We start from the raw sequence: 25977 nt of genomic DNA, 5'->3' as shown, positions 1-25977 counted from the left end.
GGCCCTAGAACGAGGGGCAAGGAAAACGGGAGCGCGATATGACCGAAGACGTGCAGGTAATCTTCACCCCCTCTGGCAAGCGGGGGCGCGTGGCGCGTGGCACAAGGGTGCTCGCGGCGGCGCGCAAGCTGGGTGTCGATCTCGATTCCGTCTGCGGCGGGCGCGGCGTGTGCTCGAAATGCCAGTGCACGCCGTCCTTCGGCGATTTCCCCAAACTCGGCCTGCATGTGGAGCCCGGCGCGGTCAGCCCGATCAACGCGGTCGAGGAACGCTATGACCGGATTCGCGGGTTGAAACCGGGGCGGCGGCTGGGCTGCCAGACCGAAATCCTCGACGACGTGGTGATCGACGTGCCGCCCGAAAGTCAGGTGCACAAACAGGTCGTGCGCAAGGCGGCTTCCGAACGCGTGATGGAGATGGATCCGGCGACGCGCCCGGTCTATGTCGAAGTCGCGGAACCAGATATGCACCGCCCCGAGGGCGACCTGCAGCGGCTCTCGCAGGCCCTCGAAAAGCAGTGGCAGATCAAAGGCGTGCGCGCCGATCTTGATGTTCTGCGAATGCTTCAGCCCGCGCTTCGCAAGGCCGATTGGAAGGTCACGGTCGCGATCCACGATGCGGGCGACGGGCCGCGCGTGACGGGCATCTTCCCCGGCGTGCGCGAAGTGCCGCTGTATGGGCTGGCGATCGACCTCGGCTCGACCACGATTGCGGGGCATCTGGTCGCGCTCGACGACGGGCGGGTGCTGGCGAGCGCGGGCGTGATGAACCCGCAGATCCGCTTCGGAGAAGACCTGATGAGCCGGGTCTCCTACGTGATGATGAACCCCGGCGGCGATCAGGAAATGACCAACGCCGTGCGCGATGCGATGGGCGATCTGGCGCGGCAACTGGCGGAAGAGGCGAAGGTCGAGACGGGCGAGATCGTCGAGGCGGTCGTCGTCTGCAACCCGGTGATGCACCACCTGTTGCTGGGCATCGATCCGGTGGAGTTGGGTCAGGCGCCCTTTGCGCTCGCGACCTCGGAGAGCCTTGAATTCGCCGCACGCGAGATCGGCATCGAGGCCAGCGCTGGCGCGCGCGCCTATATCCTGCCGCTGATCGCGGGCCATGTCGGCGCGGATGCGGCGGCGGTGGCGCTGTCCGAGGCTCCGCAGAAGCGCGAAGACCTGTCGCTGATCGTCGATGTCGGCACCAATGCCGAGATCATTCTCGGGAATAAACAACGGGTTCTGGCCTGTTCTTCACCCACCGGCCCGGCCTTCGAGGGCGCGCAAATCTCCAGCGGTCAGCGCGCCGCACCCGGCGCGATCGAGCGCATCGAGATCGACCCGGAGACCAAGGAGCCGCGCTTCAAGATCATCGGCAACGAGCACTGGTCGACCGATCCCGAATTCGGCACGCCCCGCATCACCGGCATCTGCGGCTCGGGCATCATCGAGGCCGTGGCCGAGATGCGGATGGCCGGGATCGTGGACACATCAGGGCTGATCGGTTCGGCCGAGCAGGTCGGTACCCCGCGCTGCGAGCCGAACGGGCGCACCCATGAATACGTGATCTACGACGGTGGTGAGGAAGGCCCGCGCATCACCGTCACCCAAGGCGATATCCGTGCGATCCAGCTGGCGAAATCCGCGCTCTACGCGGGCGCGCGTCTGCTGATGGACGAGATGGGCGTGGACACGGTCGACCGCGTGGTGCTCGCGGGTGCGTTCGGCGCGCATATCTCGCCCAAGCACGCGATGGTGCTGGGGATGATCCCGGATGCGCCGCTCGATCGTGTCACCTCGGCGGGCAACGCAGCGGGCACCGGCGCGCATATGGCGCTGTGCTCGGTGAAGGCGCGGCGCGAGATCGAGGCGCAGGTGCATCAGATCACCAAGGTCGAGACCGCGATCGAGCCGCGCTTCCAGGAGCATTTCGTGGCCGCGAACGCGCTGCCGCACGCCACCGCCCCCTTCCCCGAGCTGCGCAAGATTGCGCCGCTTCCGGAGGTCAGCTTCAACACCGGCGGCTCGGGCGAGGATGGCGGGCGCAGACGGCGCAGGCGCGGCTGAGGCAGGCCTGCGGGCCTCGCTTCAGAGCGCTGCGAGCGGCCCGATTTCGGGCCGGATCAGCTTACACACGATTTCGTGATGAGACGTAAGTGATCGGCTCGCCCCCGGCGCGCCGTAACCCTCTTGCTTTGGCGGGGACAACCGTCGCTCAACAGGGAAGGAAAACCTATGTCCATGAAATTCCGCGCATTCGCCGCGTCGCTCACCGCAGCCGCAACCTTGGGCCTCGCCCTGCCCGCGCTGGCGAACCCGATGGTCGGTGGCGCGAAAATGTATGAGAGCAAGCCGATCGCGGCGAACGCTTCGGCCGCTCCGAACCTCACGACGCTCGTCGCAGCCGTGAAAGCTGCGGGCCTCGTCGACACGCTGGCGGGCCCCGGCCCGTTCACCGTCTTCGCGCCGACCAACGCGGCCTTCGACAAGCTGCCCGCGGGCACCGTCGACACGCTGGTGAAGCCGGAGAACAAGGAGATGCTGACGCATATCCTGACCTGCCACGTCGCCAAGGGCGTGATCACCGCCGAGAACATCATCGCGACCGTTCAGAAGGGCAACGGCATGGCCACGATCAAGACGCTCGGCGGCTGTGATCTGACCGCGATGGTCAAGGACGGCATGGTGATGCTTAAGGACCCGAAAGGCGATGTCGCGACGGTTCAGACCGCCGATGTGAAACAGAAGAACGGTATGGTCCACGTGATCGACACGGTGCTTCAGCCGAAGATGTAACTACCCCCCGCGCGCCTCGTCTCCCTTTTTTCGCGCGGCGCCTGGCGCCCGGTGAGCTGATCCTCGCCGGGCGCTTTTTCATGGGAGGGCGCGAGGCCCCGCGCGATCCCTCTTGACCGTGGCTTTTGGCTGGAATACCTCTGCGTTCGCACCATGCGGGTATGATGTAATGGTAGCCTGTCAGCTTCCCAAGCTGAACGCGCGGGTTCGATTCCCGCTACCCGCTCCACCCTCCCGAGACGATAAGCTGTTGTTTTGAAAGCGCCATCCCCGCTCTACGGCGGAGAAGAGCTTTCGACTGTTTTGCTGACTGAGAAGCCAATTCAGGACATAAAACGACGGAAATTCCCGAAGAGTCCCGAAGAAACTCCCGAAGCGGATGGACCCCATGCGCCCGACCTACAAAACCAAGAGCTGGCCAGCCTACAGTAAGCCGGTGGCAGCGTCGCTCGGTTGAGCCTACCGGCGGTCGCGATGGTCGCGGGGCTCGCTGACGATCTGGTTTGACCCCGAGATGACCGAGGATGCCGTGCCGACAGGTCGACGTGGCCACCAGCAGACTGTCTGTCATGCCTGCACTGGCGCAGTTCTCAGTTTTGGAGATATTCTTCTCCGGAAAGCACTGAATTTCTTGACGTTGGTCCCTCCGAGTCCAGATTTTCAATGAAGAACCAAGAAGGAGCAGTTCGGTCGCATGGTGAAGAGCTTGTTCTCTCTCGGTGCCCTGTTTCTGGGTTCAGCGTTTTTGCTGTTCGCGGGCGGCGTCAATGCCTTGATCCTGCCTGTCCGCGGCGAGGCCGAAGGCTTCACGGCAGCGTCGCTCGGCCTGCTCGGGACAGGGTGGGCGATCGGGTATATCGCGGGGTGCTTGCGCACGCCTGCCCTCGTGGCGCGTGTCGGACACATCAGGGCATTTGGGGCCATGTGCGCGATTGCCGCCATTGCCGTTCTTACTTCTCTCATCCTTATCACACCATGGGTCTGGATCCCGGTGCGGGCGCTGTCCGGTTTCTGTTTTGCAGGAGCGGCAATGATCGTCGAAAGTTGGCTCAACGAGCGGACCGAGGCATCCTCGCGCGGTCGGGTCTTCGGCATCTATACGATGGTAAATCTTGCTGCGACGACGGCAGGCCAGATGGTGCTGACACTTGGGGATGCCAGCGGCTTTTTCTTCTTCGTTCTGGCCGCGATGGTTTACTGTCTGGCGCTTCTGCCGACAGCCATAAGCGCGACAACGACCCCGCGGCCGCTCACTAAGGTCTCGCTCAATCTGCGGGGACTTTGGAAAAATTCACCTATTGCAGTCTTTGCGGTGTTGATGGTCGGTGTCTCAAATGCTTCTTTCGGAACTTTGGCCGCCGTTTACGCGGCCCGGATCGGCCTGACGCTGGGCCATATTGCGTTGTTCGCCAGCATTCCGATTCTGGCAGGCGCTGCGATGCAAATCCCCGTCGGGATCGCCTCGGACCGTCTTGACAGAAGAAAAGTGCTGATCGCCATCACCGGCTTCGCCCTTGTTTCTGATGCGCTCTTTCTGGTCTCGGGCGCGACCACTCCAGCCGCTGTGCTTAGCCTTTCCGCTCTGTTTGGAGCGACGGTTTTTGCGATGTATCCGGTGATCGTGGCCCATGCAAACGACCATGCCGAGCCCGGAACATATATTCAGGTGAGCGGTGGTCTGTTGCTGGTGTTCGGGATCGGGTCGATCATCGGCCCTACGGTTGCCGGTATGTCGATGACGGCATTCGGGGCTCTCAGCCTGTTCGCTGTCACCGGCGCTGCACACATCCTTTTGTTTGCTTTTGCGGCCTACAGGCTAAGAAATGCTCCTGCCGTCTCCAGTGAAAACAAGGTGGCGTTCCAATCCAAACCGATGGCCCGCGCTTCGACACCTGAAACGGTCGCCCTCGGTGCTGATCAGGCCGAACTGGATGCGGACCAGCCCGAAGACGCTCCCCTCCCCATGGAATTGGCGCAACAGGACCCAAGAGAATGAACTCCGTTATTTTGGCGACAATTGGCCTTGCAGGTGTGGTGGTCGGCGGCGAACTCCTTGTGCGCGGTGCTGCTCCGTCCGCTCTGCATACGATGGAGGAATGGCCGGTCTCATGAAGCTGCAGCGCAGCGGTCTGACAAAGGCTGAGGGTCAGCTTTGGGCCGTTAACGAAGTGATGCAGGAATGGGCGGAAAACAGTCATTCGCTGCATTTGGTGCGAAAGTCCGCTAACGGCGTAGCGCGACGAGCAGGTGATCAAGGCTGAGAACGGGCCTGGGTCGGCACGCATCGTGAAGTCTCGATCCGTAGACGCGAGAGCTGTCAGTTCAAATTCAAAGCCGCGAAAACCAGCATTTCCGTTCACATGACATGCTGGTTCCTTGAGACTGTAAAAGGATCGAGCGCACAATAGTGTGCTGGTCGGAAAAATGACCGGCACACTCCTTTCCAGTGGTAAATGCTCTCAGACCGTGAAGGCTCTGCGGAAAGCCTCAAGTGCGACCTCATCATCGCCTTGCGCGAAGGCCTCCATGCCCACAGGGCCCTGATACCCCATTTTCTGCAACGCCCTCGCCACACCGGCGTAGTTGATCTCGCCAGTGCCCGGCTCACAGCGACCCGGATTGTCCGCCACCTGAACCTCACCGATCCAAGGCAAACAGGCCTCACACCAGCGGATCACATCGCCTTCGCCAATCTGCGTGTGATAGAGGTCGAGATTGATCCGCAGCTGTGGTCGATTGACGGTCGAGACCAGCGCCAGAACATCCGCTGTCGCGCCGAACGGGCAGCCCGGATGGTCGATCGGGTTGAGGTTCTCGAGGGTGAAGACCACCCCCTCCTCTTCGGCCAGATCGCAAATCCTGTTCAGCGTATCGCAAGCACGCTGGAACATGCCCGGAGCGAAGCTCCCAGAGTGCGGGATCGGGAGACCGCCGTCCCCAAGACCCGTGCCATGCAGGTTGAGCCGGTCCACGCCAAGGCGCTTGCCGATCTGCGCAATCTCACGGGCCGAGCGTAACAGCATCTCGGCACCTTCGGGGTCACTCAGCCGCCCCTGCAGATAGCCGTTCATGATCGTGTAATTCGCTCCCACCGCCTCGAGCTTGTCGAGATCGTGGTCGGGCCCGTTCCACAGCCCTACGCCGAAGCCCATCTCGGTGAGGCGCGCCGCGCGCCATTCGATCGGGCGGTCACTCCAGAGCATTTCTGCGCAGGCGGCCAGTTGAAATGGTTGTCCCATGGTTCTTCTCCCAACGGATGCCGCTCAGGCATCCCGCTCCATGATCCACTGCACAGCAGGATCAGCCTGGAAACGCCAGTTGCGGCGCGGCCCGGCCATGACGTTGAGGTAATACATCTCGAACCCGTAAGGCGCGCCGCAGGGGTGATGCCCGCGCGGGACCAGCACAACGTCGCCATCCGAGAGCGCCATCGTCTCGTCGAGCGTGCCATCCTCGGTATAGACCCGCTGGATGCCGAAGCCCTGCGCCGGGTTCAGGCGGTGGTAGTAGGTCTCTTCGAGATAGGTGATGCGCGGGAAGTCATCCTCGTCATGGCGGTGACTTGGATAGGACGACCAGTGGCCCGCTGGCGTGAAGACCTCGGTCACCAGAAGGCTGTCGCAGTAATCCTCTCCCTCCATCGCGATATTGTTGATGTAGCGCGTATTGGTGCCCTTTCCGCGCTCGGTCAGGCTGATCCCGTCGGGGCCGATGCGGCGCGCCTCATGCCCGCCTTTGCCCGGCGCGAGGCAGACCGCGATCGTGCAATCCGTCTCTGCCACGGCCTCCCAGTCCTGATCGTTCGGGACATAAAGGCAATGGGGCGGCGTCTTCTCGAACACATCCATCCGCTCGCCCAATACCCCCCAATCCCGCCCGGCGGCGTTAATCGCGGCCTTGCCCTCGACCATCACGAGGATCGCCTCGTTAGAACCGGTCGCCTCCGCCGCACTCTCGCCCGCCCGCAGCCGATAGAGCGAGAAGCCGACATAGCGCCAGCCCGCCGATTGCGGGGTGATCTCGTGGACTTTACCATGAGTGCCAAAGGGTTTGCGCAGCAGATCGGTCATTTGTCTTCTCTCGGCTTGAAGGTCACGAAAAGACGATAGGCGGCATACCCGCCCATCGCGAGGAACAGGATCGCGAAACCCGGATCTCCAGCGACGAGTTCGAACAGCCCCCAGCCAAGGGCCACCCCCACCACCAGCAGCCGCTTCCAAAGCGGGCGGAACCAGGGCGTGTCGAAATCGAGGAAGCGATCACGGGCCATGCGCTCAGGCCTGTTCGGTGGCGATCAGCCCCGCCTCGACGGCGGCTGACTTGAGTGTTTTGAGCCCCAGCGACTGATACTCGAACGGGTTGTGCTGATCGGGATCCTGCTCGGCCTCGATCACAATCCATCCGTCATAGCTCGCCTCTTTGAGGACTGAGAGCAGCGGTGCGAAATCGATCCCTCCTTCGCTATCGCCCGGCACGGTGAAGACGCCGCCGCGCACCCCGTCCATGAAGGACATGCCTTCCTCGCGCACTTTGCGCATAACTTCGGGGCGAACATTCTTGGCGTGGAAATGGCGCACGCGGTCGACGTATTTGCGCAGGATCGGAGCCGGATCGATCCCGTCGCCGCCGAAATAGCAATGCCCCGCATCGAACAGCAGCTTCGTCGCAGGGCCGGTCGCCGCCATGAACGCGTCGATCTCAGCAGGCGTCTCGACGACGGTGCCCATGTGGTGGTGATAGACCAGATCAATGCCCTGCCCGGCGGTGAACGCCGCCAGTTCCTCGACCTTGGCACCAAATTCGGCCATTTCGGCGGCGCTCAGAACCGCCTTCTCGCTCAGCGGCACGTCCTGCCCCTGCACCGAATTCGACGTCTCGCAGGCAATACAGACCTTGCAGCCATTATGCTTTAGCTTGTCGAGATGCGGCTGGATCGCGGCCTTCTCCGCCTCCACCGATTGCGCCAGCAGGTTGAGCGAATACCACCCCGAGACGAAATCCAGCCCATAGCCGCTGAGCAATTTCTTGAGCGCTTCGGGATCATCCTGCGGCCAGCGATGGCCGTTCTCGATCCCCTCGAAGCCGATCTCGGCGGCCTCGCGCAGGATCTGTTCGGTCGGGATATGCGCGCCCAGCGAATGGTCGTCGTCATTGGCCCAGGCGATCGGGTTCGTGCCGAAACGGATCATGGTTCAACTCCTCGAAGGGGGATACCCCTTCCTCTTGGTTCAAATATCCCGGGGGCTCCCGCAGGGAGCGGGGGCAGAGCCCCCGGTCTCAGTCAATTCTCAATTCACCAGCCGCGCGTTTGCGATCTGGGTCAGGTATTCCTCGAAGCGGTCGCGCTGCTTCTGGCGGTCCGAGACTTCCGGCACCGCCACTTCCCAGAATGCGCCGTGCTTGCCTGCGCTGGTCTCGAGCCCGGTGCCGGGGAAGTCGCGCGCTTCAGTTTCGATCACGATCACGGTGGGGATGTCGCGCCCGCGCGCGGCTTTCACTTCCGCTTCCAGCTGATCGGTATTCGCCGCCTTCACCGCATGCGCGCCCATCGCCGCGGCGTGGGCGACGTAGTCGATCTCGGGCTGTGCCTCGACATTGCAATCGACATACATGTTGTTGAAAGGCTCGCCGCCGCAACCCATCGTCTGCAGCCGGTTGATGCAGCCATAGCCGCGGTTGTCGGTCAGGATCACCGTAAAGGGCACGCGGCGCATCACCGCCGTTGCAAGCTCCGAATTCGCCATCATGTAGGAGCCGTCGCCCACGAAGCAGAGCACCTCGCGTTCGGGCCGCGCGAGCTTGAGGCCCATCGCGCCCGCCACCTCGTAGCCCATGCAGGAATAGCCGTATTCCATGTGATAGCCCCCCTGAGAGGGCTTCCACAGCAGCTTCAGCGCACCGGGCATCGTGCCCGCCGCACACATCGCGACCGCATCTTTGCCGGTCGCGCGCTGCACCGCGCCGATCACCTGTCCGTCGGTCGGCAGTGCCGCCTGATCCTCGGGACGCGCGCAATAGGCGTCGACCGCGCGCAGCCAGTCCTCGCGGGCATCGGCATCGGGCGCCGCGGCCTGATAATCGCCAAGCGCCGCGCTCAGATGCTCGAGCGCGACCTTGGCATCGGCCACGAGGCTTTCGGCCCCGTGCTTGGCCGCGTCATAGCCGTGGATATTGATCGAGACGAGCTTCGCCCCTGCCCCGAACAGCGTCCGCGAGCCGGTGGTGAAGTCCTGGAACCGCGTGCCGACCCCGATCACGAGATCGGCGTTCTGCGAGGCGGCATTGGCCGCCGCCGACCCGTCGACGCCGGAGGCCCCGAAACTCATCGGATGGCTCTGCGCGAGGCTCGATTTACCCGCCTGCGTCTCGGCTACCGGGATCCGGTGCTTCGACGCGAACTCCGCGAGCGTGTCTTCGGCTTGGCTATAGACCACACCGCCGCCTGCGATGATCACCGGGTTCTTCGCCGCCTTCACCATCTCCGCAACGCGCGCCAGTTCCCCCGCATCCGGAGCGGGACGGCGAATACGCCAGACGCGCGGCTCGAAGAACTCGACCGGGTAATCATAGGCCTCGGCCTGCGTGTCCTGACAGAAGGCCAGCACGGCGGGACCGCAATTGGCCGGATCGGTCATCACCCGCAGCGCCCGCGGCAGCGCGCTCAGGATATGTTCGGGGCGCGAGATCCGGTCGTAATAGCGGCTCACGGGCCGGAAGCAGTCATTGGCGCTGACGGTGCCATCGTCGAAATCCTCGACCTGCTGCAGCACCGGATCGGGACGGCGCGTGGCAAACACGTCACCCGCCACGATCAGCACCGGCAGCCGGTTCACATGCGCCAGCGCCGCAGCCGTCACGAGGTTGGTCGATCCCGGCCCGATCGAACTGGTCACCGCCATCGCCCGCGTGCGCTTCTTGCCCTTGGCATAAGCGATCGCCGCATGGCCCATCGTCTGCTCGTTCTGCCCGCGCCAGGTCGGGAAGACGTCCTTGTAGGCATGCAGCGCCTCGCCGATCCCGGCCACGTTGCCATGGCCGAAGATCGCCCACATCCCTTCGATGAACCGCTCGCCATCCTCGGTCATCTGCACCGAGAGCCACTTCACCATCGCCTGCGCGGCGGTCAGCCGGATCGTCTCGCTCATCTTGCTTTCCTCCAGCGAAGCACCGCTTCGCTCTTTCAAAATATCCCGGGGAGCTCCCGTAAGGGAGCGGGGGCAGAGCCCCCTCCCCATTTCGTTCTGCGCGCCTCCGCGCGCGGGGGCAGAGCCCCTCCCCGCTCAAACCTCAAGCAGCCTTGGCCGCCTTCGCACGTGCTCCGTCCCAGATCCCGCAGAGCCGCGTGTAGCGGCGCGCCATCTCGGCCACGGCCTCGGCATCGGTCAGCTCACCCTGCATCCAGGCCCGCGCCACGTCACCGAAGATCGTCCGGCCGACGGCGAAGCCCTTGACCAGATCGAAGCTGGCCGCGACCTCGAAGCTTGCCGCCAGCTCGGCCTCCGGCGCGTCCAAGCCCAGCACCACGATTCCGCGGGTGTGCTTGTCGTATTCCTCGATGGCGGCCACCGCCTTGGCCCATCCGGCCGCGTCCGCCATCGGTTCCAGCTTCCACCAATCCGGGTAGACGCCGATCTCGTAGAATTGCCGGATCAGGGTCGCGGTGGTGTCGGCATCGACCGGTCCCACCTTGGACGGAATGATCTCGAGCAGGAATTCCAGCCCGTTGCGCCGCGCCGCGGTAAAGAGGCGCTTGACCGTCGCCTCCTGAGTGGCGCGGGTCTCGGCATCGTCGTCGGGGTGGCAGAAGCACAGAACCTTCACCACCTCCTCGCGCGCCCATTGGGTCAGACCGCCGCAATCGGGGCCAAGCTGCGGTTCCAGCTCCAGCGGGCGGCTCCCGGGCCATTCAGCAGGCCGCCCGATCCAAAGGCCCGAGCCCGAGGCCGCATGCAGCGCAGCGCGCCCGATCCGGTCATCGCAGAGGATGCCATAGCCCGGACGCCCGTCCTGCACCTCGCGCGCCGCCGACAGGCACAGCTCCTTGAACGCCCCACCCTTCTCGAGCGTGTAACCCGGCATCTCTTCGAGCTGCATCCGGTGATCGAAGGCGAAGACCCGGTAATCCGGCCAGTCGGGCAGCGAGCGCGTGTGGCGGTTGGTCGACCAGTGGATCTGCTCCAGCTCCGCATCGTTGCGCAGATCGGGCTGCTTCACGCCGCGTTTGAGGAAGAATTCCAGCTCGGTCAGCGACGGATAGGCGGGCGTGCAGCCATGGCGCGAGACCGCAAACGCCCCGCAGGCATTGGCGTATTCGAGCGCCTTCGGCCAGCTCTCGCCATCGAGCCAGCCCTTCATCAGGCCCGAGAAGAACCCGTCGCCCGCGCCCAGCACGTTGAACACTTCGATCGGAAAGCCCGGGCCGGTCTGGCCGTCATCGAGGCTGTCGGGAATATCGCCCTCGAAAGCCACCGCGCCGGCGGCCCCGCGTTTGCACACCAGCGTGGCGTCCGAGACTTTGCGCACCGCACGCAGCGCCGCAATCGTGTCGGTCGAGCCGCCCGCAATGTGGAACTCCTCTTCGGTGCCCACGATCAGGTCGAAATGATGCAGCACGTCCTGCAGCTTGGCCGTGACTTCGGCGCTTTCCACAAAACGGCTCTCGCCCTCGCCATGGCCCGCCACGCCCCAGAGGTTCGGGCGGTAGTCGATGTCGAGCGCGGTCTTCGCCCCATGCTTGCGCGCCAGTTCCAGCGCGCGGATCACCGCCGCCCGCGTGCGCGGATGCGACAGATGCGTGCCGGTCGCCAGCACGCTCCGCGTCCGCGCGATCAGCGCCTCGTCGATATCCTCCTCGCTCAGCGCCATATCCGCGCAGTTCTCGCGATAGAAGATCAGCGGGAACTGCTCTTCATCACGGATGCCGAGGATCACCAGCGCGGTCAGCCGCTCCGGGTCCGTCTTCACGCCGGTCACATCCACCCCTTCGCGCAGCAACTGCTCGCGGATGAAGCGGCCCATATGCTCGTCGCCGACGCGAGTGATCAGCCCGGACTTCAGCCCCAGCCGCGCCGTCCCGCAGGCGATGTTCGTCGGAGACCCGCCGATATACTTCTCGAACGAGCCCATATCCTCCAGACGCCCGCCAATCTGCGCGCCATACAAATCCACGCCGGCCCGGCCAATCGTGATCACGTCGAGGTTTTTCATGCCATATCTCCGATCCGGATCGGGGCACCGTTGGAGCGCGCCATTGCGTGGATCACCGTCTCGATCTCCAGACCGGCGGCGAAATCGGGACCGGCATTCGAGCCACTCGCGATGGCCGCGCACAGGTCACGCGCCTCGATCACTTTCTGTTCGTTGAAGCCAAAATTGTGCCCCGGCGCGGGGCAGAAGGCGGCGAAGTCGGGCTGCTCGGGACCGGTGAGGTGACGTGTGAAGCCCGCCTCTCCAGCGCGGTGCGCCCACAGTTCGTTCATATTCTCCTGATCGAAGACCAACGTGCCGTCCGAGCCATGAATCTCCCATTGCAGGCGACATTTGCGGCCCCGCGCGACCCGCGACGTGGCGAAGGAGCCCTGCGCGCCGCTGGCAAACCGGATCAGCGCCATCGCGCTGTCCTCGTTCTCGACCGGTTTCGGCCCATCGGGGGAGCCGCGCTCTGGGATCGCGATCTGCGTCATCGCGGTCAGTTCCTCAACCGGGCCCATAAGCGCGACCATTTGCGACACGAGGTGGCAGCCCAGATCGCCCAGGGCGCCCAGACCACCAGCCTCGCGCGTCATCCGCCATGACCACGGGAGGCGCGGGTCGGCGGAATAGTCTTCGTCGTAGACTCCGCGGAAGGCGCGCGGCGTGCCGATCGCGCCTTCGGCGATCAGCTTGCGCGCCATCTGGAAGGCGGGCGAACGCAGGTAGTTGTAACCGAGGATCGTGACCTGTCCGGGATGCTCAGTAGCAAGCGCCGCCATCGCCCGCGCATCCTCCAACGTCAGCGCCATCGGCTTTTCGAGCCAGACATGCTTGCCTGCACGCAGCGCGGCTTCCGCCATCGGGCGGTGCAGACCGTTGGGCGCTGTAATCGAGACCACGTCGACCGCCGGGTCGGTGCAGCTCGCCTGCCAATCGTCGCTTCCGCGTGCGAAGCCGAACTGCTCGGAGAAGGCGCGGGCTTTGTCGGAGGGCGTGTCGCAGAGGACCTCCAACCGGGGATGCGCACCGCCGAATACGGTCGCGAGGTTGCGCCACGCCATTGCGTGACATTTCCCCATGAAGCCGGTCCCGATCAGGGCCACGCCAAGCGGAGTTTCGGGCATCTGAAGCGCCATGTCAGCCTCGGTTTCTGAAGTCATTGTCACTCGTGGCAGGGGCATGCCGCGCCCCTGCCCGCCTGTCAGATTGTGCCGCCGAGCGAACCTTCGAGCTGCGCCATCTCCTGACCGCCCGCCATCATGTCCTGCAACTCGTTGGGTGTGATCTCACCGCGGTTCGCGGTGCCCAGCGTCTGGCCGCGATTGAGCACGGTGAAGCGGTCGCCCACCGCCATCGCGTGACGCACGTTGTGACTGATGAAGACGACGCCCACGCCCTGCTTGCGCACCTTGTCGATCGTGGCGAGCACGTTCGAGGTCTGGCGCACGCCGAGCGCCGAGGTCGGCTCGTCGAGGATCAACACCTTCGCCCCGAAATAGACCGCGCGGGCGATGGCCACCGTTTGGCGCTCGCCGCCCGAGAGCGTGCCCACCGCCTGATCGGGACCACGCAGGTTGATGCCCATGTTGCGCATCTCTTCGACGCAGACTTCATTGGCGTGCTTCACATCGAAGCGCTTGAACGGACCCGAGCCTTTCGTGGGTTCGCGGCCCATGAAGAAGTTGCGCGTCACGCTCATCAGCGGGATCATCGCAAGGTCCTGGAAGACCGTGGCGATCCCGGCTTCCATCGCGTCGCGCGGGCTCGAGAAATTCATCGGCTTGTCTTCGAAGAGTATTTCGCCTTCTGTCGGCTTATGCACGCCGGACATCGTTTTGATGAAGGTCGATTTGCCCGCGCCGTTATCGCCCAGAAGACAGTGACACTCGCCGGGGCGGATGTCGAAGCTGACGCCCGCCAGCGCGATCACGTTGCCGAAATGCTTCTTAATGCCGCGCATCTCGAGGATCGGTTTCGTGTCGGCGGCGACGGCGCCGTGATGGAATGCGGTTTCGAGTTCCATATCAGCGTTCCCCCGTCACGCGCTTGCGGATCACGTTGTTGAAGATCACGGCTAGCAGCAGCATCCCCCCCAAGAAGACCTGGAACCAGTCCTGATCGATAGAGGTGTAGGTCAGACCGATCACAACCATGCCGAAGATGATCGCACCGAAGAAGGCGCCGATGGCCGACCCGTAGCCCCCGGTCAGCAGCGAGCCCCCGATCACCGCGGCGATGATTGCCTCGAATTCCTTCTGGAAGCCGCGCCGTGCATCGGTGGAGCCTGCGTCGATCACCGTCATGATAGCGACCAGGGCGGCGCAGCAGGCGGTCACGACGAAGAGCGTCGTCTTCACCCGGTTGACCGGCACGCCCGAATTGGAGGCGGCGGTCTTGTCGCCGCCTGCGGCGAAAATCCAGTTGCCCGCAGGGGTTCGCAGCAGGATCCAGGTCGCGAAAAGTGCGATCGCGATGAACCAAAGGATCTCGACCGGGATGCCCGGCACTTTGGGCGCGCCGGATTTGAACCGGTCGATCCAGCCCCATTCGGCGAGCTTCGCGAAGAGACCCGTAAACGCGTCGCCCGAGAAGAACGGCGCCAGCCAGTCGTCGCCCACCGCTTCGCGCACACCGCGCAGCTGGGTCGATCCGCCGGTGAGATACTTCAGACCGACGAGCGACAGGCCCCGCAGGATGAAGAGGAATGCCAGCGTCACGATGAAGGACGGCAAGCCGGTGCGGATCACCAACTGACCGTTCACCACGCCCATCAGCCCCGCGAAGATCAGAGTTCCGGGAATAGCGACGATGAGCGGCAGACCGAGATTGACCACCAACGCGCCGAAAATCATTCCCGCGAACGCGACCATCGAACCGATTGAGAGGTCGAACTCGCCTCCGATCATCAAAAGCGAAGCGCCGATGGCGAGAATGCCGAGTTGTGCGGCGGGCGTCAGGAAGTTCATGATCCCGGAGAGGGTGAACATCGAACCGTTGGCGGTGAAGAGAAAGAAGATCGTCACGAGAACGAGCCCGGCGATCGCGCCCAGTTCAGGCCGCTTCATCAAGCGCGCGAGCAGTGACTCCTCGCGTACGCGCTCGTCGGTGACCGTAGTGTCGGCTGGCATTTTGCCCTCCCTGAAAATGCTGCTCCGTGGCGCTGTTGTCCCGCGATAGCTCGCGACGGCGCCGGCAGGATGCGCGCGTATTCTTGGAGCGCGCATCCCCTTGTCTGTCATCCGATGCGGATCAGCGGATGCCCTTGGCTGACAGGTCAACCACCTGGGCGGCCTTGTCCTTGGTGATAAGGTTCGGACCCGAGGCGACGTCCGAGGCCGGGATCAGGCCGTATTTCGCATAGAGCGCGAGGAACGAAACCGGTAGGTAGCCCTGGAGGTATTGCTGCTGGTCGATCGCGAAAGCCGCGTCGCCATCTTCAACCGCCTTCAGGAAGCCGGGCGACATGTCGAAGCTCGCCACCTTGATCTGGCCGCCGCCCTTGCCGAGCGCCTTCACAGCCGCCACCGAGGGCTCGCCTGCGGTCGCCGCGCCGAGTGCCATCACCGTGTCGATAGAAGGATCGGAATCGAGCGCTGCGCGCACCTTGGCTTCGATATCGGTCGGGTCATTGGTAGTCGGCAGAACGGTCGAGTCACCGAAGCCTTCCGCGAAGCCCTTACAGCGCAGGTCGAGCGAGACGTTACCGACCTCCTGGTTGACGCAGATCGCTTTGGTGCCGCCCATTTCCTTGAGCTTCTCACCCGCACGCTTACCCGCGTCTTCCTCGTCCTGCCCCACATGCAGCAGGGCGCCGAGCGATTTCGACACGTCCGAGCCCGAGTTCATCGAGATCACCGGAATACCCGCTTCGACCGCGCGTTTAATAGACGGCCCGAGAGCGTCCGCATCGGGAATCGAGACGACGAGCCCGTCCGGCTCCTGGTTCACGGCGGCGTCGATCAGCTGGCTCATCGCGACCATGTCGAAGGTTTCGGGCGAGCGGTATTCGACATTCACGCCGGTATCCTTCGCCGCCTGTTCGACGCCGTTCTTCACAACGGACCAGAACGGGTCATTGGCCTGCCCGTGCGAGACCACGACGATATCCGTCGCGAAAGCCGGTGCAGCGAAGGCAACCGTAGTGGCCGCGACTGCAGCACGCAGAAACTGTTTCATTTATTCCTCCCAGACTCTTTCTGTTTGTCACCGCACCACGACCCTCCATGTCGCTTCCGATGCGGCCTGACCGATCCCTTCGGCCTTTGAACCACAGGCACCTCCTCGCGCCTGCGATCTCCGTCCACTCCGAGGCCGAGCCTCAAAGCGTCGCCAGATCGACGGCTTTCCCCGTCTTGGCGGATTTGGTTGCGGCCTCGGCCATCGCGAGCGCGGCCACGCCGTCCTCGAGCGTCACCGGCATCGGGCGGCCTTCAGCCAGAGCAGTGACGAACACGTCCCATTCCGCGGCATAGGCGGGCATGTAACGTTCGAGGAAGAAATAGGTGGGCTTCGCCGAGGAGACCCCGGTCACGGTCGACTTCGAGACGGTGTTCTCCAGCATATTCGCCGCGCTCAGCAGCCCTTCCGAACCCAGAATCTCGACCCGCTGATCGTAGCCGTAGACGGCCCGGCGCGAGTTCTTGATGACTGCAATGCGTCCGTCTGCGTAGGTTAGCGTGACCACGGCGGTATCCACGTCGCCCGCCCTTCCGATCGCCGGATCGACGATGGACGAACCGACGGCGCGAACGCTGACCGGCGCACTGTCCATGATGAAATTCGTCATGTCGAAATCATGGATCATCATGTCGCGGAACAGACCGCCCGAGACCTTGATGTAGGAAACTGGCGGCGGCGCCGGGTCGAAGGACGTGACCGAGAGAAGCTCGGGCTTGCCGATCTCACCGGCCTGCAGGGCTGCGCGCAACGCACCAAAGTTCGGGTCGAAGCGACGGTTGAACCCGATCATCACCGGCTGGCCGGTTTTCGACACGACTTCCAGGCAGGCCTTCGCCCGCTCCAGCGACAGATCGACGGGTTTTTCGCACAGCACCGCCTTGCCCGCCGCAGTCGCCTTTTCGATCAGATCCGAATGCGTATCGGTCGAGGTCGCGACGAGAACCGCGTCGATCTCCGGGTCGGCGATGATCTCCTCCGAACTCGCCACATTGGCCCCGAATTTCGCAGCAAGTGCCCGCGCAGCCTCCGCGTTCACGTCCGAGACCGCAACGAGCGTGCTGCCCGCATGTCCGGCAATATTGACCGCATGCACCTGACCGATACGGCCGGCGCCGAGCAATCCGATTTTCAGCATCCATTCCTCCCAGAACCGGTCCGATTCGACCGACGATTGGCGTTAACATCAGACTTTTTGCACGCGCGTGCAAGAATTTTTTGCACGCGCGTGCAAAACCGACTTCGTTGACGCTCATTTCTGTGTGTATGCTTGCGTGAAAGCTGATAGGTCAGTTTGGGAGGAGAGCCCGATGACCGAAGTCCGAAGACCAAATTTCGAAAACAACATCACCGCCGATGATGTCGCGGAAGCCGCCGGCGTGTCGCGCTGGACGGTGAATCGCGCCTTCAAGAAGGACGCTTCGATCTCGCCTAAAACGCGCACCAAGGTAATGGAGGCCGCGAACAAACTCGGTTACGTGCCCGATCTTCGCGCCGCCGCTCTGGCCTCGGACCGTTCTAATCTCGTTGCGCTTCTGGTCGATGACTTCGCCAACCCCCACAAGCTGGTAATGATGGAGCGCCTGACGCGCATCCTGCGCAAGCATGGCTGGGATACGCTTCTCGTGAACACGCTCGATCGCGACGATGCGGGACATGCGATCCTGAATGCCAGCCAACGCCGCGTCGATGCCGCGATCCTGATCGGGATCCAGTTCGATGACGACGTGCTCGAGACCGCGCTGCATGCCCGGCGCTTCCACAAGCTGATCATTTTCGCGCGCACCTCTCGCCACCCGGACACGATCTCGATCGCGGTCGACGATGCCTTGGCGATGCAGGAGATCACCGCCTATGTCGCCGAACGTGGCTATCGCCGCCCCTTGTTCCTTGCAGGTCCGCGCACCTACTCCGCGCATTTGCTGCGCAAGGAAACCTTTTTGGGTTGCTGGGAGCGGCGGTTCGGAACAATTCCTGAATTCGCCGAAGTGCCCGCCTATGATCCGATACTCGCCGAGCAAGTCGTAACCCGAATGCTCACGGATCGCCCACGCGACGAGATGCCCGATATTCTCGTCTGTGAAAACGACGCGCTCGCGATCGGAGCGATCGACGTAATCCGCCACAAACTCGGACTGCGCATCCCCGAGGATATCGCGGTGACGGGCTTCGATGACGTGCCCCAATGCCAGAGCCCGAATTACGCGCTAACGACCTATCGTCAGCCATTGACGGAGATGGCCGAATATCTCGTCGAAGTGCTCGAAAGCAGTGAAGATCGCGACTTCGACCGCGCGTTCAAGGGCACACTTGTCCCTCGCGCAAGCGCCTGATGCAGCAAAGCCCGGCCCATCGATCGACTGAAGAATTGGTCGTGGGGGCGAAAAGCGCCTTGAGCGGGCGTAACTACTTCTTTTTCCGCGATTAAATATCTTCCATAGCCCACAAAACACTGAATAGCGCCGCGTTTCTTAGACGCCTTCGTGTCTCAGTTTCTGCTGCCGCTCAAAGTCGACGGGCGACAGCATTCCGTTCCGGGCGTGCTTGCGCTTTGGATTGTAGAACATCTCGATGTAGTCGAACACATCCTGCCTGGCTTCTTCGCGGGATCGGTAGGTCCGTCGTCTGATCCGCTCACGCTTCAGCAGGTTAAAGAAGCTCTCAGCGACCGCGTTGTCATGGCAGTTTCTGCGGCGGCTCATCGAGTGCTCCAGATTGTGGGCCCGAAGGAACGCTGCCCTGTCCATGCTGGTGAATTGGCTGCCCTGGTCCGAATGGATCAGAACCTTTTCCCTGGGCTTTCTCCGCCATGTCGCCATGAGCAGCGCTTGCAGGACAACTTCGGTCGTCTGGCGGCTTTGCATCGCCCATCCAACGACACGACGCGAGAAAAGATCGATGACAACGGCGAGATAGGCGATACCCTCGATCACGAGGCGCACGGCATCGGGACTCTCGCCCTGCCGGATCACATCCGTTCTGGGCCCGAGGTAGTAGGCCTCCTTGGTCACGGCCGTCAGCCGGTCGCAATCGTCTTCCGCCAGAAAGCCTCCGTGCTTCAGTTTCCTAGTGAGGATTTCCGCCATCATGGCTCCTTGTCCTATCTCGCGGACCCGCGGGAAATTCGACCGTGAGCACCGTTCCGCCATTGTCGCCTGCGGTCCAGCGGGCGCTCCCGCCGATCTCCGAAGCAAGGTCTCGAATGAGTTCGCACCCTTGGCTTTTCGTCAAATTCGCATCGTCGGGCATACCATCGCCGTCATCGGAGACACACAGCCGCCCAGTGCCCGCAGACGACAGGGTAACCTCGATGTCGATATGGCCGTTGACGTTCATCGCCGCCGGATACGCATGCTTGATGCAGTTGGTGACGGCTTCCTGCAGGATGAGCGCGATCGCCCCGGTGCATTGGCGCGACAGGCCGGAGAGATCGTCCCGCCGTACCGATATCTCGATGCTGTGCGGCAATGCGATCTGCCGCCAAAGCTGCTCGACCCCGTCCAGATATCGATGCAGCGCCCCGTCCTCAGCGATCGAGAGACCGGTCTGAAGCTGCGAGACCGTCAATATCTGGTCGAGGACAAGCGCGAGGCGCGAGCGCGCTTCGGGGGTCTCGGCCTCTCTGAGTTGGCGGCGGGTGTGTGCCGACAGAAGCTGGAAGCTATTGGCCATCCGGTGCCGGATTTCCGCGACGCGATCGGCCTCGACGCTCTCGTGGGATATCTGTTTCACGTCACTGCCTTTCCGAGCCATTTCCTGATGCATCGACGCTGAATTCATGGGGCGCGGCTGTCTCGAACAATTGTTGGGTTAAGCCCATTACACGCTCACGCCTTTGTGGGCGGGCGGAGGCTTGCCGACGCGAATGGGGCAACGCGGCGGGTTGCGCTCAATCCGAAGGCTCCAGGAACAAGTTGCTGCCCACTTTGTTCCAACGGCCGTTCGCCGGGATCGACCCCCTGACGACGCGCAACAGCAACGCGTGACGCGGGCCGCATTCGGCCCGGACGGAGGGTTTAGCAATCACTTTCTTTCGGAGTCTTTCAGCCGCCGGTTTCGCGGCGACCGCAATCAGCTACGGCCCCGGCCGCATGGGGTTCGGCCTCTTCGTGCCCCAATTCTCGTCCACATTCTCGATGTCACCCTCCGCGGTGGGCACGGTGTCCAGCATCGGCTTCGTGGGGTTCTTCCTCGGCCTGCTCGTCGCCCAGTTCTTCCTGAACCGCCGGGGACCGGAATTCCCGGTCCTGACCGGATTGAGCGCGGCGACCGCCGGGATGGCGATTGTCGCACTTGCTCCGACTGTCGGCGTTCTGGCGCTCGGCATCTTCCTCGCGACTTCGAGCGCCGGCTTTGCCTGGACCCCGTTCAACGACGCGGTGCACCGCAAGGTCAGCGACGTGGACCGCCCGACCGCGCTGTCGCAGGTCAGCACGGGCACCAGCGTGGGGATCATGGGGGCAGGCGCTTTGGCCCTGGCAATGGTCGTGATGGAGTTCGACTGGCGGATCTGCTGGTCGGTCTTCGCCGGGGCGAGCGCTCTGGCACTTATTGGCAACTGGGCAGCTCTGCGCCAGGTGGACAAGGCCCCCGAGGAGGCCCCCGATCGGAGTTGGGGCGACCTTCTCAATCGGTGCGCGCTGCCCCTTTTCTCCATCGCCTTCGTGTTCGGCATCACCTCCGCCGTCTACGTGTCCTTCGCGGCAGACCGCTTCGCGCAGGCGGAGTATCCCGGGCTCCCCGAAGACGCGACGCCGTCCGTCCTCTTCCTCTTTTTCGGCTTCTTCGGGCTGAGCGGTCTGTTCACGAAGCGGGCGCGGGATGCGGTCGGTCTGAGCCTGCTGGTGCGTATCCTTCTTGTGGTCGCAGCTGTATCGCTTGTTTTCGCAGCGTTCGAGCCCGGAAATTGGGTCGCGCTCGTTGCTTCCGCCGCCCTGCAGGGGATCAACGTGATGATGACGAGCGCGGTGCTCGCCTTCTGGTCCGAACGTCTATTCCCGTCCTTCCCCGCGCTCGGCTTTACGGCGACGCTTCTGGCGACCGCTGCGGGCAGCGTGATCGGCCCGGCGATCGCAGGCATGGTCGCCGGGAGCTCCGGGCCCGCCGCGATGTTCTGCGGAACGGCGGCGATCCCGCTCCTCGCCGCCTTGTCGTTGCGCGCGAGGTTCGTCGTGGAACGGCCCGCGAGGATGGTGGCGACCTGAGAGGGAAGGCGCGCTGCCACCCCTGCCCCGCGTAATCGCGGCGCGCTGCATTCCGCAGCAGGCAGGAACATATCGCGCCAGCTCCTGTTCCCGGCTCAGACCACGCTGCTTTGCGCGGTTGCCAAACACGAGAGGAGAAGCTCATGTCACGGCACTATGACGATATGACCGAAGAAGAGGCCCGCCGTGCCCTGTCGCGGCGGCACCACCCAGACGAAGGCGACCCGGAAGACCGCAGATCTCGGCTCGAACAGTTCGGCTATCCAGCGGCGCCGATGGCTGGAGGCTATGCTTGGCCATTCCTCCCGCCCGTCTATGGCGGAGCACCTTACGATCCGGACCCCTATTGGCGGGCGAGACCAGCGCAGCGGCGCGGCGCAGGACGTGAAGCGCACGGCGGACGGAGCTTCATGGACCGGGCCGGCGACGAGGTCGCTTCATGGCTGGGGGACGAAGACGCCGAAGCGCGTCGGGAAGAGGATCATCGCGGGCGCGGCCCGAAGGGTTACCGGCGCTCGGATGCCCGGATCGAGGAAGATGTTCACGACCGGCTCACCGACGATCGGCTGGTGGACGCGCGCGAGATAACCGTCAGCGTCGCGGATCAGGAGATCACGCTGGACGGCTACGTGGACTCCCGCCGCGCCAAACGCCGGGCCGAAGATTGCGCCGACAGCGTCTCCGGCGTCACCCATGTGCAGAACAATCTGCGTGTCCGGACGGCGGAGTGACGCTGTCGCAGCAACGAAACGCAAAGCGCGGCGGCGCCGTCGGGCGCCGCTGCGCCACGCCCCGGAATGGCCGGGTGCGCCATCGGTGTGAAGCCTCGCCATGGATTGCGCTTATCCGACGGAGGCATCCGCCAAATATAAACCGGTTTGCCTCGACCGCCGTAAAAGGCATAAGGAGGCAAGGCATGGAAAAAGAGCACGACAAAAAGCCTCCAGGCGAGGATTTGGATGAAGCGCTCCGGCAGCAGGCAGGCGAGGTCTGGAACAAGGACGTTCCCGAACGCCTCGTGTCGCTGGCACGACGCCTGGGCAAACGCCTCGATGAACGCGACAAGCCCGAGTAATCGGCGCGATCCGCGGCGACCTAGGGTTCATCTCTAATCTTCGAGGGGATCGTTCGGCGCGCGGGCTTCGAGGTCTTCGACCACCATCGCGCGTGCGCGGTTGGCGCGGCTCTTCACCGTTCCCATCTCGATACCGAATAGATTTGCCGCGTCCTGGTAACTTTCCCCCAGCATCACGACGACGATCAGAACCTCGCGGTAATGACGCGGCAGGCGTTCGACGGCACGCATCAGCTCGCCGCCCCGGACCGACCAATCCTGCGTGGCCGGCGTCGACAAGGTGGTCGAGACGCAATCCTTCTTGCCTGTCGTCGAGCGTTTCGATTTCGCGATGTTGTTGAGGAAGGTATTGCGCATGATCGTCATCAGCCACGCGCGCAGGTTGGTCCCGGATTGAAAGCTGTCGACCTTGTCGATCGCCTTGACCAACGTGTCCTGAACCAGGTCGTCCACGTCCTCGTGCCGCTTGGTCAGCGCCCAAGCATAGGAGCGCAGCGCCGGTATGAGTTCGATAATGTCGCGTTCCTTGCTCACGCCAACCTGTCCTTCTCGTTGAGGACTCAATGAAACGCGAGGGGGCGAAGTTCCTGCCGAGCGAAGTGTGAGCAGCGACCCGCTGAGACGTTGGCGGCAATGCGGCTCCCTCTAGCTGGAAAAGTCTGGTTCAAAATGTGCTCGGGCCTAAGCGGCGAAAACGCAGGAAGTTCCGACAGAAAGCCAGAATAAGTCCCGCGCGAACGTCGGGGACAGCGGTTGTCCGGTCCGACCGGCAATCGAGCGCTGTGCGGTGACGCGGTTGCAGAAAGGTCAGCTTCGCGGCTTGCTGTCACACCCCAAGGGCCGCGCAAGCAGGAACCGAACAGGTCAGCCGTTTGTTGATTTCCCGAACCAGACAGGAGACACGCCATGAAATACGGATGGAGACTTCTTTTCATTCCGCTCTGGGTGCTCTGCATTGCCGGAGCCGTTGTGACCGCCTTTCTCGCATTCGACTGGATGAACTGGCAGGCCTTCGTCGTGGCAGGCCTGATCGGTCTGCTGGCGGGCGTTCCGGCGGGCCTTTGGAACACGTTCAAGGTCAGACGGGAGGACCCGGACTGGAACCGGTCGCCCTCGCGCAGCGGCGTCACCTGAACCGGCTTCGCGCCCCTGCCGGATGGCGTTGGCGCGTTCGCCGGTTTCGGCTTTGACGCAAGGCAAATCCAGTTGCTCCATGCGACAGGCCCGTCGCCCACCCGAGGACCAAGGAAGACGTTCGATGACGAACAAGGAAGATATAGAATACGTGGATGGCAAGGCACGTTCAGGATCGGCGGAAGCCAGCCAGCTACGCGAGACCATCGACAAAGGCGGCGCGGGTGACAAGGTGGGGTTCAGCGACCCCGCCGCCGCGCCTCTCGGCACCGATGACGAGGCGGCCGGCACACCTCCGAGCCCCGATCAGGTACGTATGGCACAGCGTCTGGAGGGTCGCCGGTCCGAGGCGGAGATCGAAAAGCAGACCCCGGCCGAACGCAACAGCGGTATCAGCAAGTGGACCGCCGTCGCGATCGCCGTCGCGGTCCTCGTCGTCCTCGTGGTGACGTGGATGTGGATCGGTTGACTCGCCCGATCCGCGCGGATCCCGCGCAGTCCGTCGGCGCGGCCGAGGGCCGGGCCCTCAAGACCAGAGAAAATGCAGCGCGCTACCGATCGCGCCACCGACCACGGCCGATATCCCGGCAACGAAAGTGAGGCGCCTCTCATGCGCGCGGCGGCGTTCATCTGCCTGTCGATGAATTTCCATGCGCGCGATCCAGACTTCGTGGGGATGTGCTTCCGCGCCGAGCGACGAACTGAGGTAGAGATCTGCGAGCGGAAACCCCTTCACGCGCTCAACTGCGATTTTCACATCCTCGGCCCGGTTCATGTCCAAGCCCGTCAGGGCCGTCTCGACCATTCTATGGGACACGGCCGGGTCGGCCTGCTCCCCCTCCAAATGAGTCTCCATCTGCAAAGCCTTCCATCATCAAAGCCCCAGCAAGCCGCCTGCCGCAATTTTAGGCAACGCGTAAAATTGTATCCCTGACAATCGCTCACCGAAGAAGGCCCCCATTTCCCGCCGGGGAAAATGCGGCTGCGACAAGCGCCCTCAGCTCTATTGAACCTTTTTGGGAAACCGAAGCGGCGAACGCGGGTTGGCTCTGCATAGGCAGGGGATCTCGAAGATCCCCTGACGTAACGCGGCACGCAAGGACACGCTCCGATCGATCCCCATGAGTCAGGAGGCACACGCGTGGAACATGCGACGTTCGACCCGGGCCTGATCGGCCACGTTTCCCGCGCGGCCGGGTTTACGCTCGGGCTCCCCGTCCCTCGTGAGCGCAAAAGCGAGGCCGATGCGCTCCGCTCTGTGAGCGGAGGCGGGTGACGCCATGGTGCTTGCAGGTCGCATTTCCGACTTCATCCGGCAGACGATGGCCGGAGGGCCAGACTGGCTCGGGCCCGCAGTCGTGCTTCTGGGCGCGCTCCTGCTGTCCTTGCTGCTGCATTGGCTGCTTTTCCGCGCCCTTAGTCGCTGGGTGGACGCTGGCAGCGGCATGGCGGGCTCGGCGCTGCGACAGGCAAAGAGACCGATGCGGCTGGCATTTCTGCTCGCGGCATTGGCGATCGCGGTGCCGCGCACCGACCTGCCGTGGCGGTTGCAGGACGTATTGGGGCACATATTCCTGATCCTCCTGATCGTGTTGATTGGCTGGACCTCGATCCTGCTGACCCGAAACCTGAGCGACCGGGTGATCCGTCGCCAGCGGATGGACCTCGATGACAACCTTGCTGCGCGCAAACTGGTGACGCAGTTTCGCGTACTGCGGCGCACCGCGACGATCCTGCTGACCATCTTTACCGTCATGGGCGTGCTGCTGACCTTCGAGACCGTACAGAAATACGGCGTCAGCCTCTTCGCTTCGGCGGGCGCGGCGGGCCTGATCCTCGGGCTCGCGGCGCGCCCGGTTCTGGCCAACCTGATCGCGGGCATCCAGATCGCGATCACTCAGCCGATCCGGCTGGAGGACGTGGTGATCGTCGACGGCGAATGGGGCTGGATCGAAGAGATCTTCGCCACTTACGTTATCGTGCGGATCTGGGACTGGAGACGCATGGTGGTGCCGCTGAGCTATTTCATCGAACAACCGTTCCAGAACTGGACCCGCGAAAGCGCGTCGATCATCGGCGCCGTGCACTGGTATCTCGACTACACCGTGCCCGTGACCGAAGTGCGCGAAAAGCTCGAAGAGATCGTCCGCGAGTCGCCGCATTGGGACGGCCAGGTGATCAACCTTCAGGTCACCGATGCCGACAAGGACACGATTGCGCTGCGCGGTTTGATGAGCGCACGCACCTCGCCGCAGGCTTGGGACCTGCGCTGCGAAGTGCGCGAGAAGCTGATCGCGTGGCTGCAGGAAGCCTACCCCGAGGCGCTCCCGAGGCTGCGCGCGGAACTCCTTTCTTCCCCCGCTGACACCGGCGCGTCGCCGGCCTGATCCGCGACCGACCACAGGAGAGC

24 protein-coding genes, 1 tRNA gene and 2 pseudogenes are annotated in these 25977 nt (G+C 63.6%); 12 read left to right on the top strand and 15 right to left on the bottom strand.

All coding sequences use genetic code 11. The features are described 5' to 3' along the window. Positions 1 to 38 precede the first annotated feature (38 nt). The 5 genes and pseudogenes from B6V75_RS15235 to B6V75_RS15215 all read left to right on the top strand — a co-directional run bounded on the left by B6V75_RS15235 (position 39) and on the right by B6V75_RS15215 (position 4782). On the top strand, positions 39 to 2057 hold the full coding sequence (locus B6V75_RS15235) for an ASKHA domain-containing protein (protein ID WP_088720253.1): 2019 nt from the start codon (positions 39 to 41) through the stop codon (positions 2055 to 2057). Positions 2058 to 2225: 168 nt separating this feature from the next. Beyond that, complete coding sequence (locus B6V75_RS15230) at positions 2226 to 2786, top strand: fasciclin domain-containing protein (protein WP_088720252.1); 561 nt, start codon at positions 2226 to 2228, stop codon at positions 2784 to 2786. Between the two features lie 155 nt (positions 2787 to 2941). Further along, a tRNA-Gly gene (locus B6V75_RS15225) sits at positions 2942 to 3015 on the top strand. Positions 3016 to 3165: 150 nt separating this feature from the next. After that, positions 3166 to 3348: pseudogene (locus B6V75_RS15220) on the top strand (hypothetical protein); the annotation flags it as partial. A 132-nt stretch (positions 3349 to 3480) separates the two neighbouring features. After that, positions 3481 to 4782: an MFS transporter gene (locus B6V75_RS15215; RefSeq protein WP_088720251.1), complete on the top strand. Its 1302-nt coding sequence runs from the start codon at positions 3481 to 3483 to the stop codon at positions 4780 to 4782. A 463-nt stretch (positions 4783 to 5245) separates the two neighbouring features. On the opposite strand, the gene B6V75_RS15210 is transcribed toward B6V75_RS15215, so the two are convergent. From B6V75_RS15210 to iolG, 11 genes are all read right to left on the bottom strand, one after another. After that, positions 5246 to 6025 (bottom strand): TIM barrel protein, encoded by a 780-nt coding sequence (locus B6V75_RS15210; protein WP_088720250.1) that lies wholly within the window; start codon positions 6023 to 6025, stop codon positions 5246 to 5248. Between the two features lie 24 nt (positions 6026 to 6049). Then, positions 6050 to 6856, bottom strand: coding sequence for a 5-deoxy-glucuronate isomerase (iolB, locus tag B6V75_RS15205; protein ID WP_088720249.1), 807 nt, complete (start codon positions 6854 to 6856; stop codon positions 6050 to 6052). Then, on the bottom strand, positions 6853 to 7056 hold the full coding sequence (locus B6V75_RS15200) for a hypothetical protein (protein ID WP_078542413.1): 204 nt from the start codon (positions 7054 to 7056) through the stop codon (positions 6853 to 6855). The genes iolB and B6V75_RS15200 overlap by 4 nt, the downstream gene beginning before the upstream one ends. Positions 7057 to 7060: 4 nt before the next feature. Beyond that, positions 7061 to 7975 carry a myo-inosose-2 dehydratase gene (gene iolE / locus B6V75_RS15195; RefSeq protein ID WP_088720248.1) on the bottom strand — a complete coding sequence of 305 codons (915 nt, stop codon included), beginning with the start codon at positions 7973 to 7975 and terminating at the stop codon, positions 7061 to 7063. Positions 7976 to 8074: 99 nt separating this feature from the next. Continuing rightward, entirely contained in the window at positions 8075 to 9931 is a 1857-nt protein-coding gene (gene iolD / locus B6V75_RS15190; RefSeq protein ID WP_088720247.1) for a 3D-(3,5/4)-trihydroxycyclohexane-1,2-dione acylhydrolase (decyclizing), read from the bottom strand. Positions 9932 to 10073: 142 nt separating this feature from the next. Further along, a complete protein-coding gene (iolC, locus tag B6V75_RS15185) occupies positions 10074 to 11993 on the bottom strand; it encodes a 5-dehydro-2-deoxygluconokinase (protein ID WP_088720246.1) in 1920 nt (639 codons plus the stop codon). Beyond that, the gene (locus tag B6V75_RS15180; RefSeq protein WP_240496980.1) at positions 11990 to 13138 is read right to left on the bottom strand and encodes a Gfo/Idh/MocA family oxidoreductase; all 1149 of its coding nucleotides are present in this window, start codon (positions 13136 to 13138) and stop codon (positions 11990 to 11992) included. Before B6V75_RS15180 ends, iolC begins: the two co-directional genes overlap by 4 nt. A 41-nt stretch (positions 13139 to 13179) precedes the next feature. Beyond that, positions 13180 to 14001, bottom strand: coding sequence for an ATP-binding cassette domain-containing protein (locus B6V75_RS15175; protein ID WP_088720244.1), 822 nt, complete (start codon positions 13999 to 14001; stop codon positions 13180 to 13182). A 1-nt stretch (position 14002) separates the two neighbouring features. Continuing rightward, positions 14003 to 15106: an ABC transporter permease gene (locus tag B6V75_RS15170; protein WP_088720243.1), complete on the bottom strand. Its 1104-nt coding sequence runs from the start codon at positions 15104 to 15106 to the stop codon at positions 14003 to 14005. Positions 15107 to 15227: 121 nt separating this feature from the next. Further along, positions 15228 to 16154, bottom strand: a complete 927-nt coding sequence (locus tag B6V75_RS15165; RefSeq protein WP_088720242.1) for a sugar ABC transporter substrate-binding protein — start codon at positions 16152 to 16154, stop codon at positions 15228 to 15230. Between the two features lie 142 nt (positions 16155 to 16296). Next, complete coding sequence (gene iolG, locus B6V75_RS15160; RefSeq protein WP_088720241.1) at positions 16297 to 17292, bottom strand: inositol 2-dehydrogenase; 996 nt, start codon at positions 17290 to 17292, stop codon at positions 16297 to 16299. Positions 17293 to 17464: 172 nt separating this feature from the next. Here iolG and B6V75_RS15155 point away from each other — a divergent pair, with 172 nt between their 5' ends. Continuing rightward, complete coding sequence (locus tag B6V75_RS15155) at positions 17465 to 18487, top strand: LacI family DNA-binding transcriptional regulator (RefSeq protein ID WP_088720240.1); 1023 nt, start codon at positions 17465 to 17467, stop codon at positions 18485 to 18487. 138 nt (positions 18488 to 18625) lie between these two features. Here B6V75_RS15155 and B6V75_RS15150 read toward each other — a convergent pair. Then, positions 18626 to 19081 (bottom strand): annotated as a pseudogene (locus tag B6V75_RS15150) (IS3 family transposase); the annotation flags it as partial. 139 nt (positions 19082 to 19220) lie between these two features. Next, positions 19221 to 19907, bottom strand: a complete 687-nt coding sequence (locus tag B6V75_RS15145; RefSeq protein ID WP_276206185.1) for a sensor histidine kinase — start codon at positions 19905 to 19907, stop codon at positions 19221 to 19223. Positions 19908 to 20176: 269 nt separating this feature from the next. Between B6V75_RS15145 and B6V75_RS15140 the strand changes: the two genes are divergently transcribed. The 3 genes from B6V75_RS15140 (at position 20177) to B6V75_RS18740 (ending at position 22433) form a co-directional block, all read left to right on the top strand. Further along, positions 20177 to 21358 carry an MFS transporter gene (locus B6V75_RS15140; protein ID WP_088720238.1) on the top strand — a complete coding sequence of 394 codons (1182 nt, stop codon included), beginning with the start codon at positions 20177 to 20179 and terminating at the stop codon, positions 21356 to 21358. A 143-nt stretch (positions 21359 to 21501) separates the two neighbouring features. Then, positions 21502 to 22089: a BON domain-containing protein gene (locus B6V75_RS15135; protein ID WP_088720237.1), complete on the top strand. Its 588-nt coding sequence runs from the start codon at positions 21502 to 21504 to the stop codon at positions 22087 to 22089. 185 nt (positions 22090 to 22274) lie between these two features. Further along, positions 22275 to 22433, top strand: coding sequence for a hypothetical protein (locus B6V75_RS18740; protein ID WP_157771597.1), 159 nt, complete (start codon positions 22275 to 22277; stop codon positions 22431 to 22433). A 33-nt stretch (positions 22434 to 22466) separates the two neighbouring features. Here B6V75_RS18740 and B6V75_RS15130 read toward each other — a convergent pair whose 3' ends face one another. Further along, entirely contained in the window at positions 22467 to 22967 is a 501-nt protein-coding gene (locus tag B6V75_RS15130) for a sigma-70 family RNA polymerase sigma factor (RefSeq protein ID WP_233243130.1), read from the bottom strand. Positions 22968 to 23339: 372 nt separating this feature from the next. On the opposite strand from B6V75_RS15130, the gene B6V75_RS15125 reads away from it, so the two are divergent. Continuing rightward, a complete protein-coding gene (locus B6V75_RS15125; RefSeq protein ID WP_088720236.1) occupies positions 23340 to 23567 on the top strand; it encodes a hypothetical protein in 228 nt (75 codons plus the stop codon). Positions 23568 to 23691: 124 nt separating this feature from the next. Next, the gene (locus B6V75_RS18790; RefSeq protein ID WP_075775576.1) at positions 23692 to 24036 is read left to right on the top strand and encodes a hypothetical protein; all 345 of its coding nucleotides are present in this window, start codon (positions 23692 to 23694) and stop codon (positions 24034 to 24036) included. Positions 24037 to 24093: 57 nt separating this feature from the next. Here B6V75_RS18790 and B6V75_RS15115 read toward each other — a convergent pair whose 3' ends face one another. After that, a complete protein-coding gene (locus B6V75_RS15115) occupies positions 24094 to 24423 on the bottom strand; it encodes a hypothetical protein (protein ID WP_088720235.1) in 330 nt (109 codons plus the stop codon). Between the two features lie 424 nt (positions 24424 to 24847). On the opposite strand from B6V75_RS15115, the gene B6V75_RS15110 reads away from it, so the two are divergent. Next, a complete protein-coding gene (locus B6V75_RS15110; RefSeq protein WP_088720234.1) occupies positions 24848 to 25954 on the top strand; it encodes a mechanosensitive ion channel domain-containing protein in 1107 nt (368 codons plus the stop codon). Positions 25955 to 25977 lie beyond the last annotated feature (23 nt).

Origin of the sequence: Thioclava sp. F1Mire-8 (assembly GCF_002213165.1) — a bacterium.
Classification (GTDB): domain Bacteria; phylum Pseudomonadota; class Alphaproteobacteria; order Rhodobacterales; family Rhodobacteraceae; genus Thioclava; species Thioclava nitratireducens.
This window is presented reverse-complemented; position numbering and strand designations above follow the sequence as displayed.

Excerpts from the sequence above, each read along its gene's own strand:
- B6V75_RS15235 (WP_088720253.1), top strand. The coding sequence starts at position 39 with ATGACCGAAGACGTGCAGGTAATCTTCACCCCCTCTGGCAAGCGGGGG.
- B6V75_RS15230 (WP_088720252.1), top strand. The coding sequence starts at position 2,226 with ATGTCCATGAAATTCCGCGCATTCGCCGCGTCGCTCACCGCAGCCGCA.
- B6V75_RS15215 (WP_088720251.1), top strand. The coding sequence starts at position 3,481 with ATGGTGAAGAGCTTGTTCTCTCTCGGTGCCCTGTTTCTGGGTTCAGCG.
- B6V75_RS15210 (WP_088720250.1), bottom strand. The coding sequence starts at position 6,025 with ATGGGACAACCATTTCAACTGGCCGCCTGCGCAGAAATGCTCTGGAGT.
- iolB (WP_088720249.1), bottom strand. The coding sequence starts at position 6,856 with ATGACCGATCTGCTGCGCAAACCCTTTGGCACTCATGGTAAAGTCCAC.
- B6V75_RS15200 (WP_078542413.1), bottom strand. The coding sequence starts at position 7,056 with ATGGCCCGTGATCGCTTCCTCGATTTCGACACGCCCTGGTTCCGCCCG.
- iolE (WP_088720248.1), bottom strand. The coding sequence starts at position 7,975 with ATGATCCGTTTCGGCACGAACCCGATCGCCTGGGCCAATGACGACGAC.
- iolD (WP_088720247.1), bottom strand. The coding sequence starts at position 9,931 with ATGAGCGAGACGATCCGGCTGACCGCCGCGCAGGCGATGGTGAAGTGG.
- iolC (WP_088720246.1), bottom strand. The coding sequence starts at position 11,993 with ATGAAAAACCTCGACGTGATCACGATTGGCCGGGCCGGCGTGGATTTG.
- B6V75_RS15180 (WP_240496980.1), bottom strand. The coding sequence starts at position 13,138 with ATGACTTCAGAAACCGAGGCTGACATGGCGCTTCAGATGCCCGAAACT.
- B6V75_RS15175 (WP_088720244.1), bottom strand. The coding sequence starts at position 14,001 with ATGGAACTCGAAACCGCATTCCATCACGGCGCCGTCGCCGCCGACACG.
- B6V75_RS15170 (WP_088720243.1), bottom strand. The coding sequence starts at position 15,106 with ATGCCAGCCGACACTACGGTCACCGACGAGCGCGTACGCGAGGAGTCA.
- B6V75_RS15165 (WP_088720242.1), bottom strand. The coding sequence starts at position 16,154 with ATGAAACAGTTTCTGCGTGCTGCAGTCGCGGCCACTACGGTTGCCTTC.
- iolG (WP_088720241.1), bottom strand. The coding sequence starts at position 17,292 with ATGCTGAAAATCGGATTGCTCGGCGCCGGCCGTATCGGTCAGGTGCAT.
- B6V75_RS15155 (WP_088720240.1), top strand. The coding sequence starts at position 17,465 with ATGACCGAAGTCCGAAGACCAAATTTCGAAAACAACATCACCGCCGAT.
- B6V75_RS15145 (WP_276206185.1), bottom strand. The coding sequence starts at position 19,907 with ATGGCTCGGAAAGGCAGTGACGTGAAACAGATATCCCACGAGAGCGTC.
- B6V75_RS15135 (WP_088720237.1), top strand. The coding sequence starts at position 21,502 with ATGTCACGGCACTATGACGATATGACCGAAGAAGAGGCCCGCCGTGCC.
- B6V75_RS18740 (WP_157771597.1), top strand. The coding sequence starts at position 22,275 with ATGGAAAAAGAGCACGACAAAAAGCCTCCAGGCGAGGATTTGGATGAA.
- B6V75_RS15125 (WP_088720236.1), top strand. The coding sequence starts at position 23,340 with ATGAAATACGGATGGAGACTTCTTTTCATTCCGCTCTGGGTGCTCTGC.
- B6V75_RS18790 (WP_075775576.1), top strand. The coding sequence starts at position 23,692 with ATGACGAACAAGGAAGATATAGAATACGTGGATGGCAAGGCACGTTCA.
- B6V75_RS15115 (WP_088720235.1), bottom strand. The coding sequence starts at position 24,423 with ATGGAGACTCATTTGGAGGGGGAGCAGGCCGACCCGGCCGTGTCCCAT.
- B6V75_RS15110 (WP_088720234.1), top strand. The coding sequence starts at position 24,848 with ATGGTGCTTGCAGGTCGCATTTCCGACTTCATCCGGCAGACGATGGCC.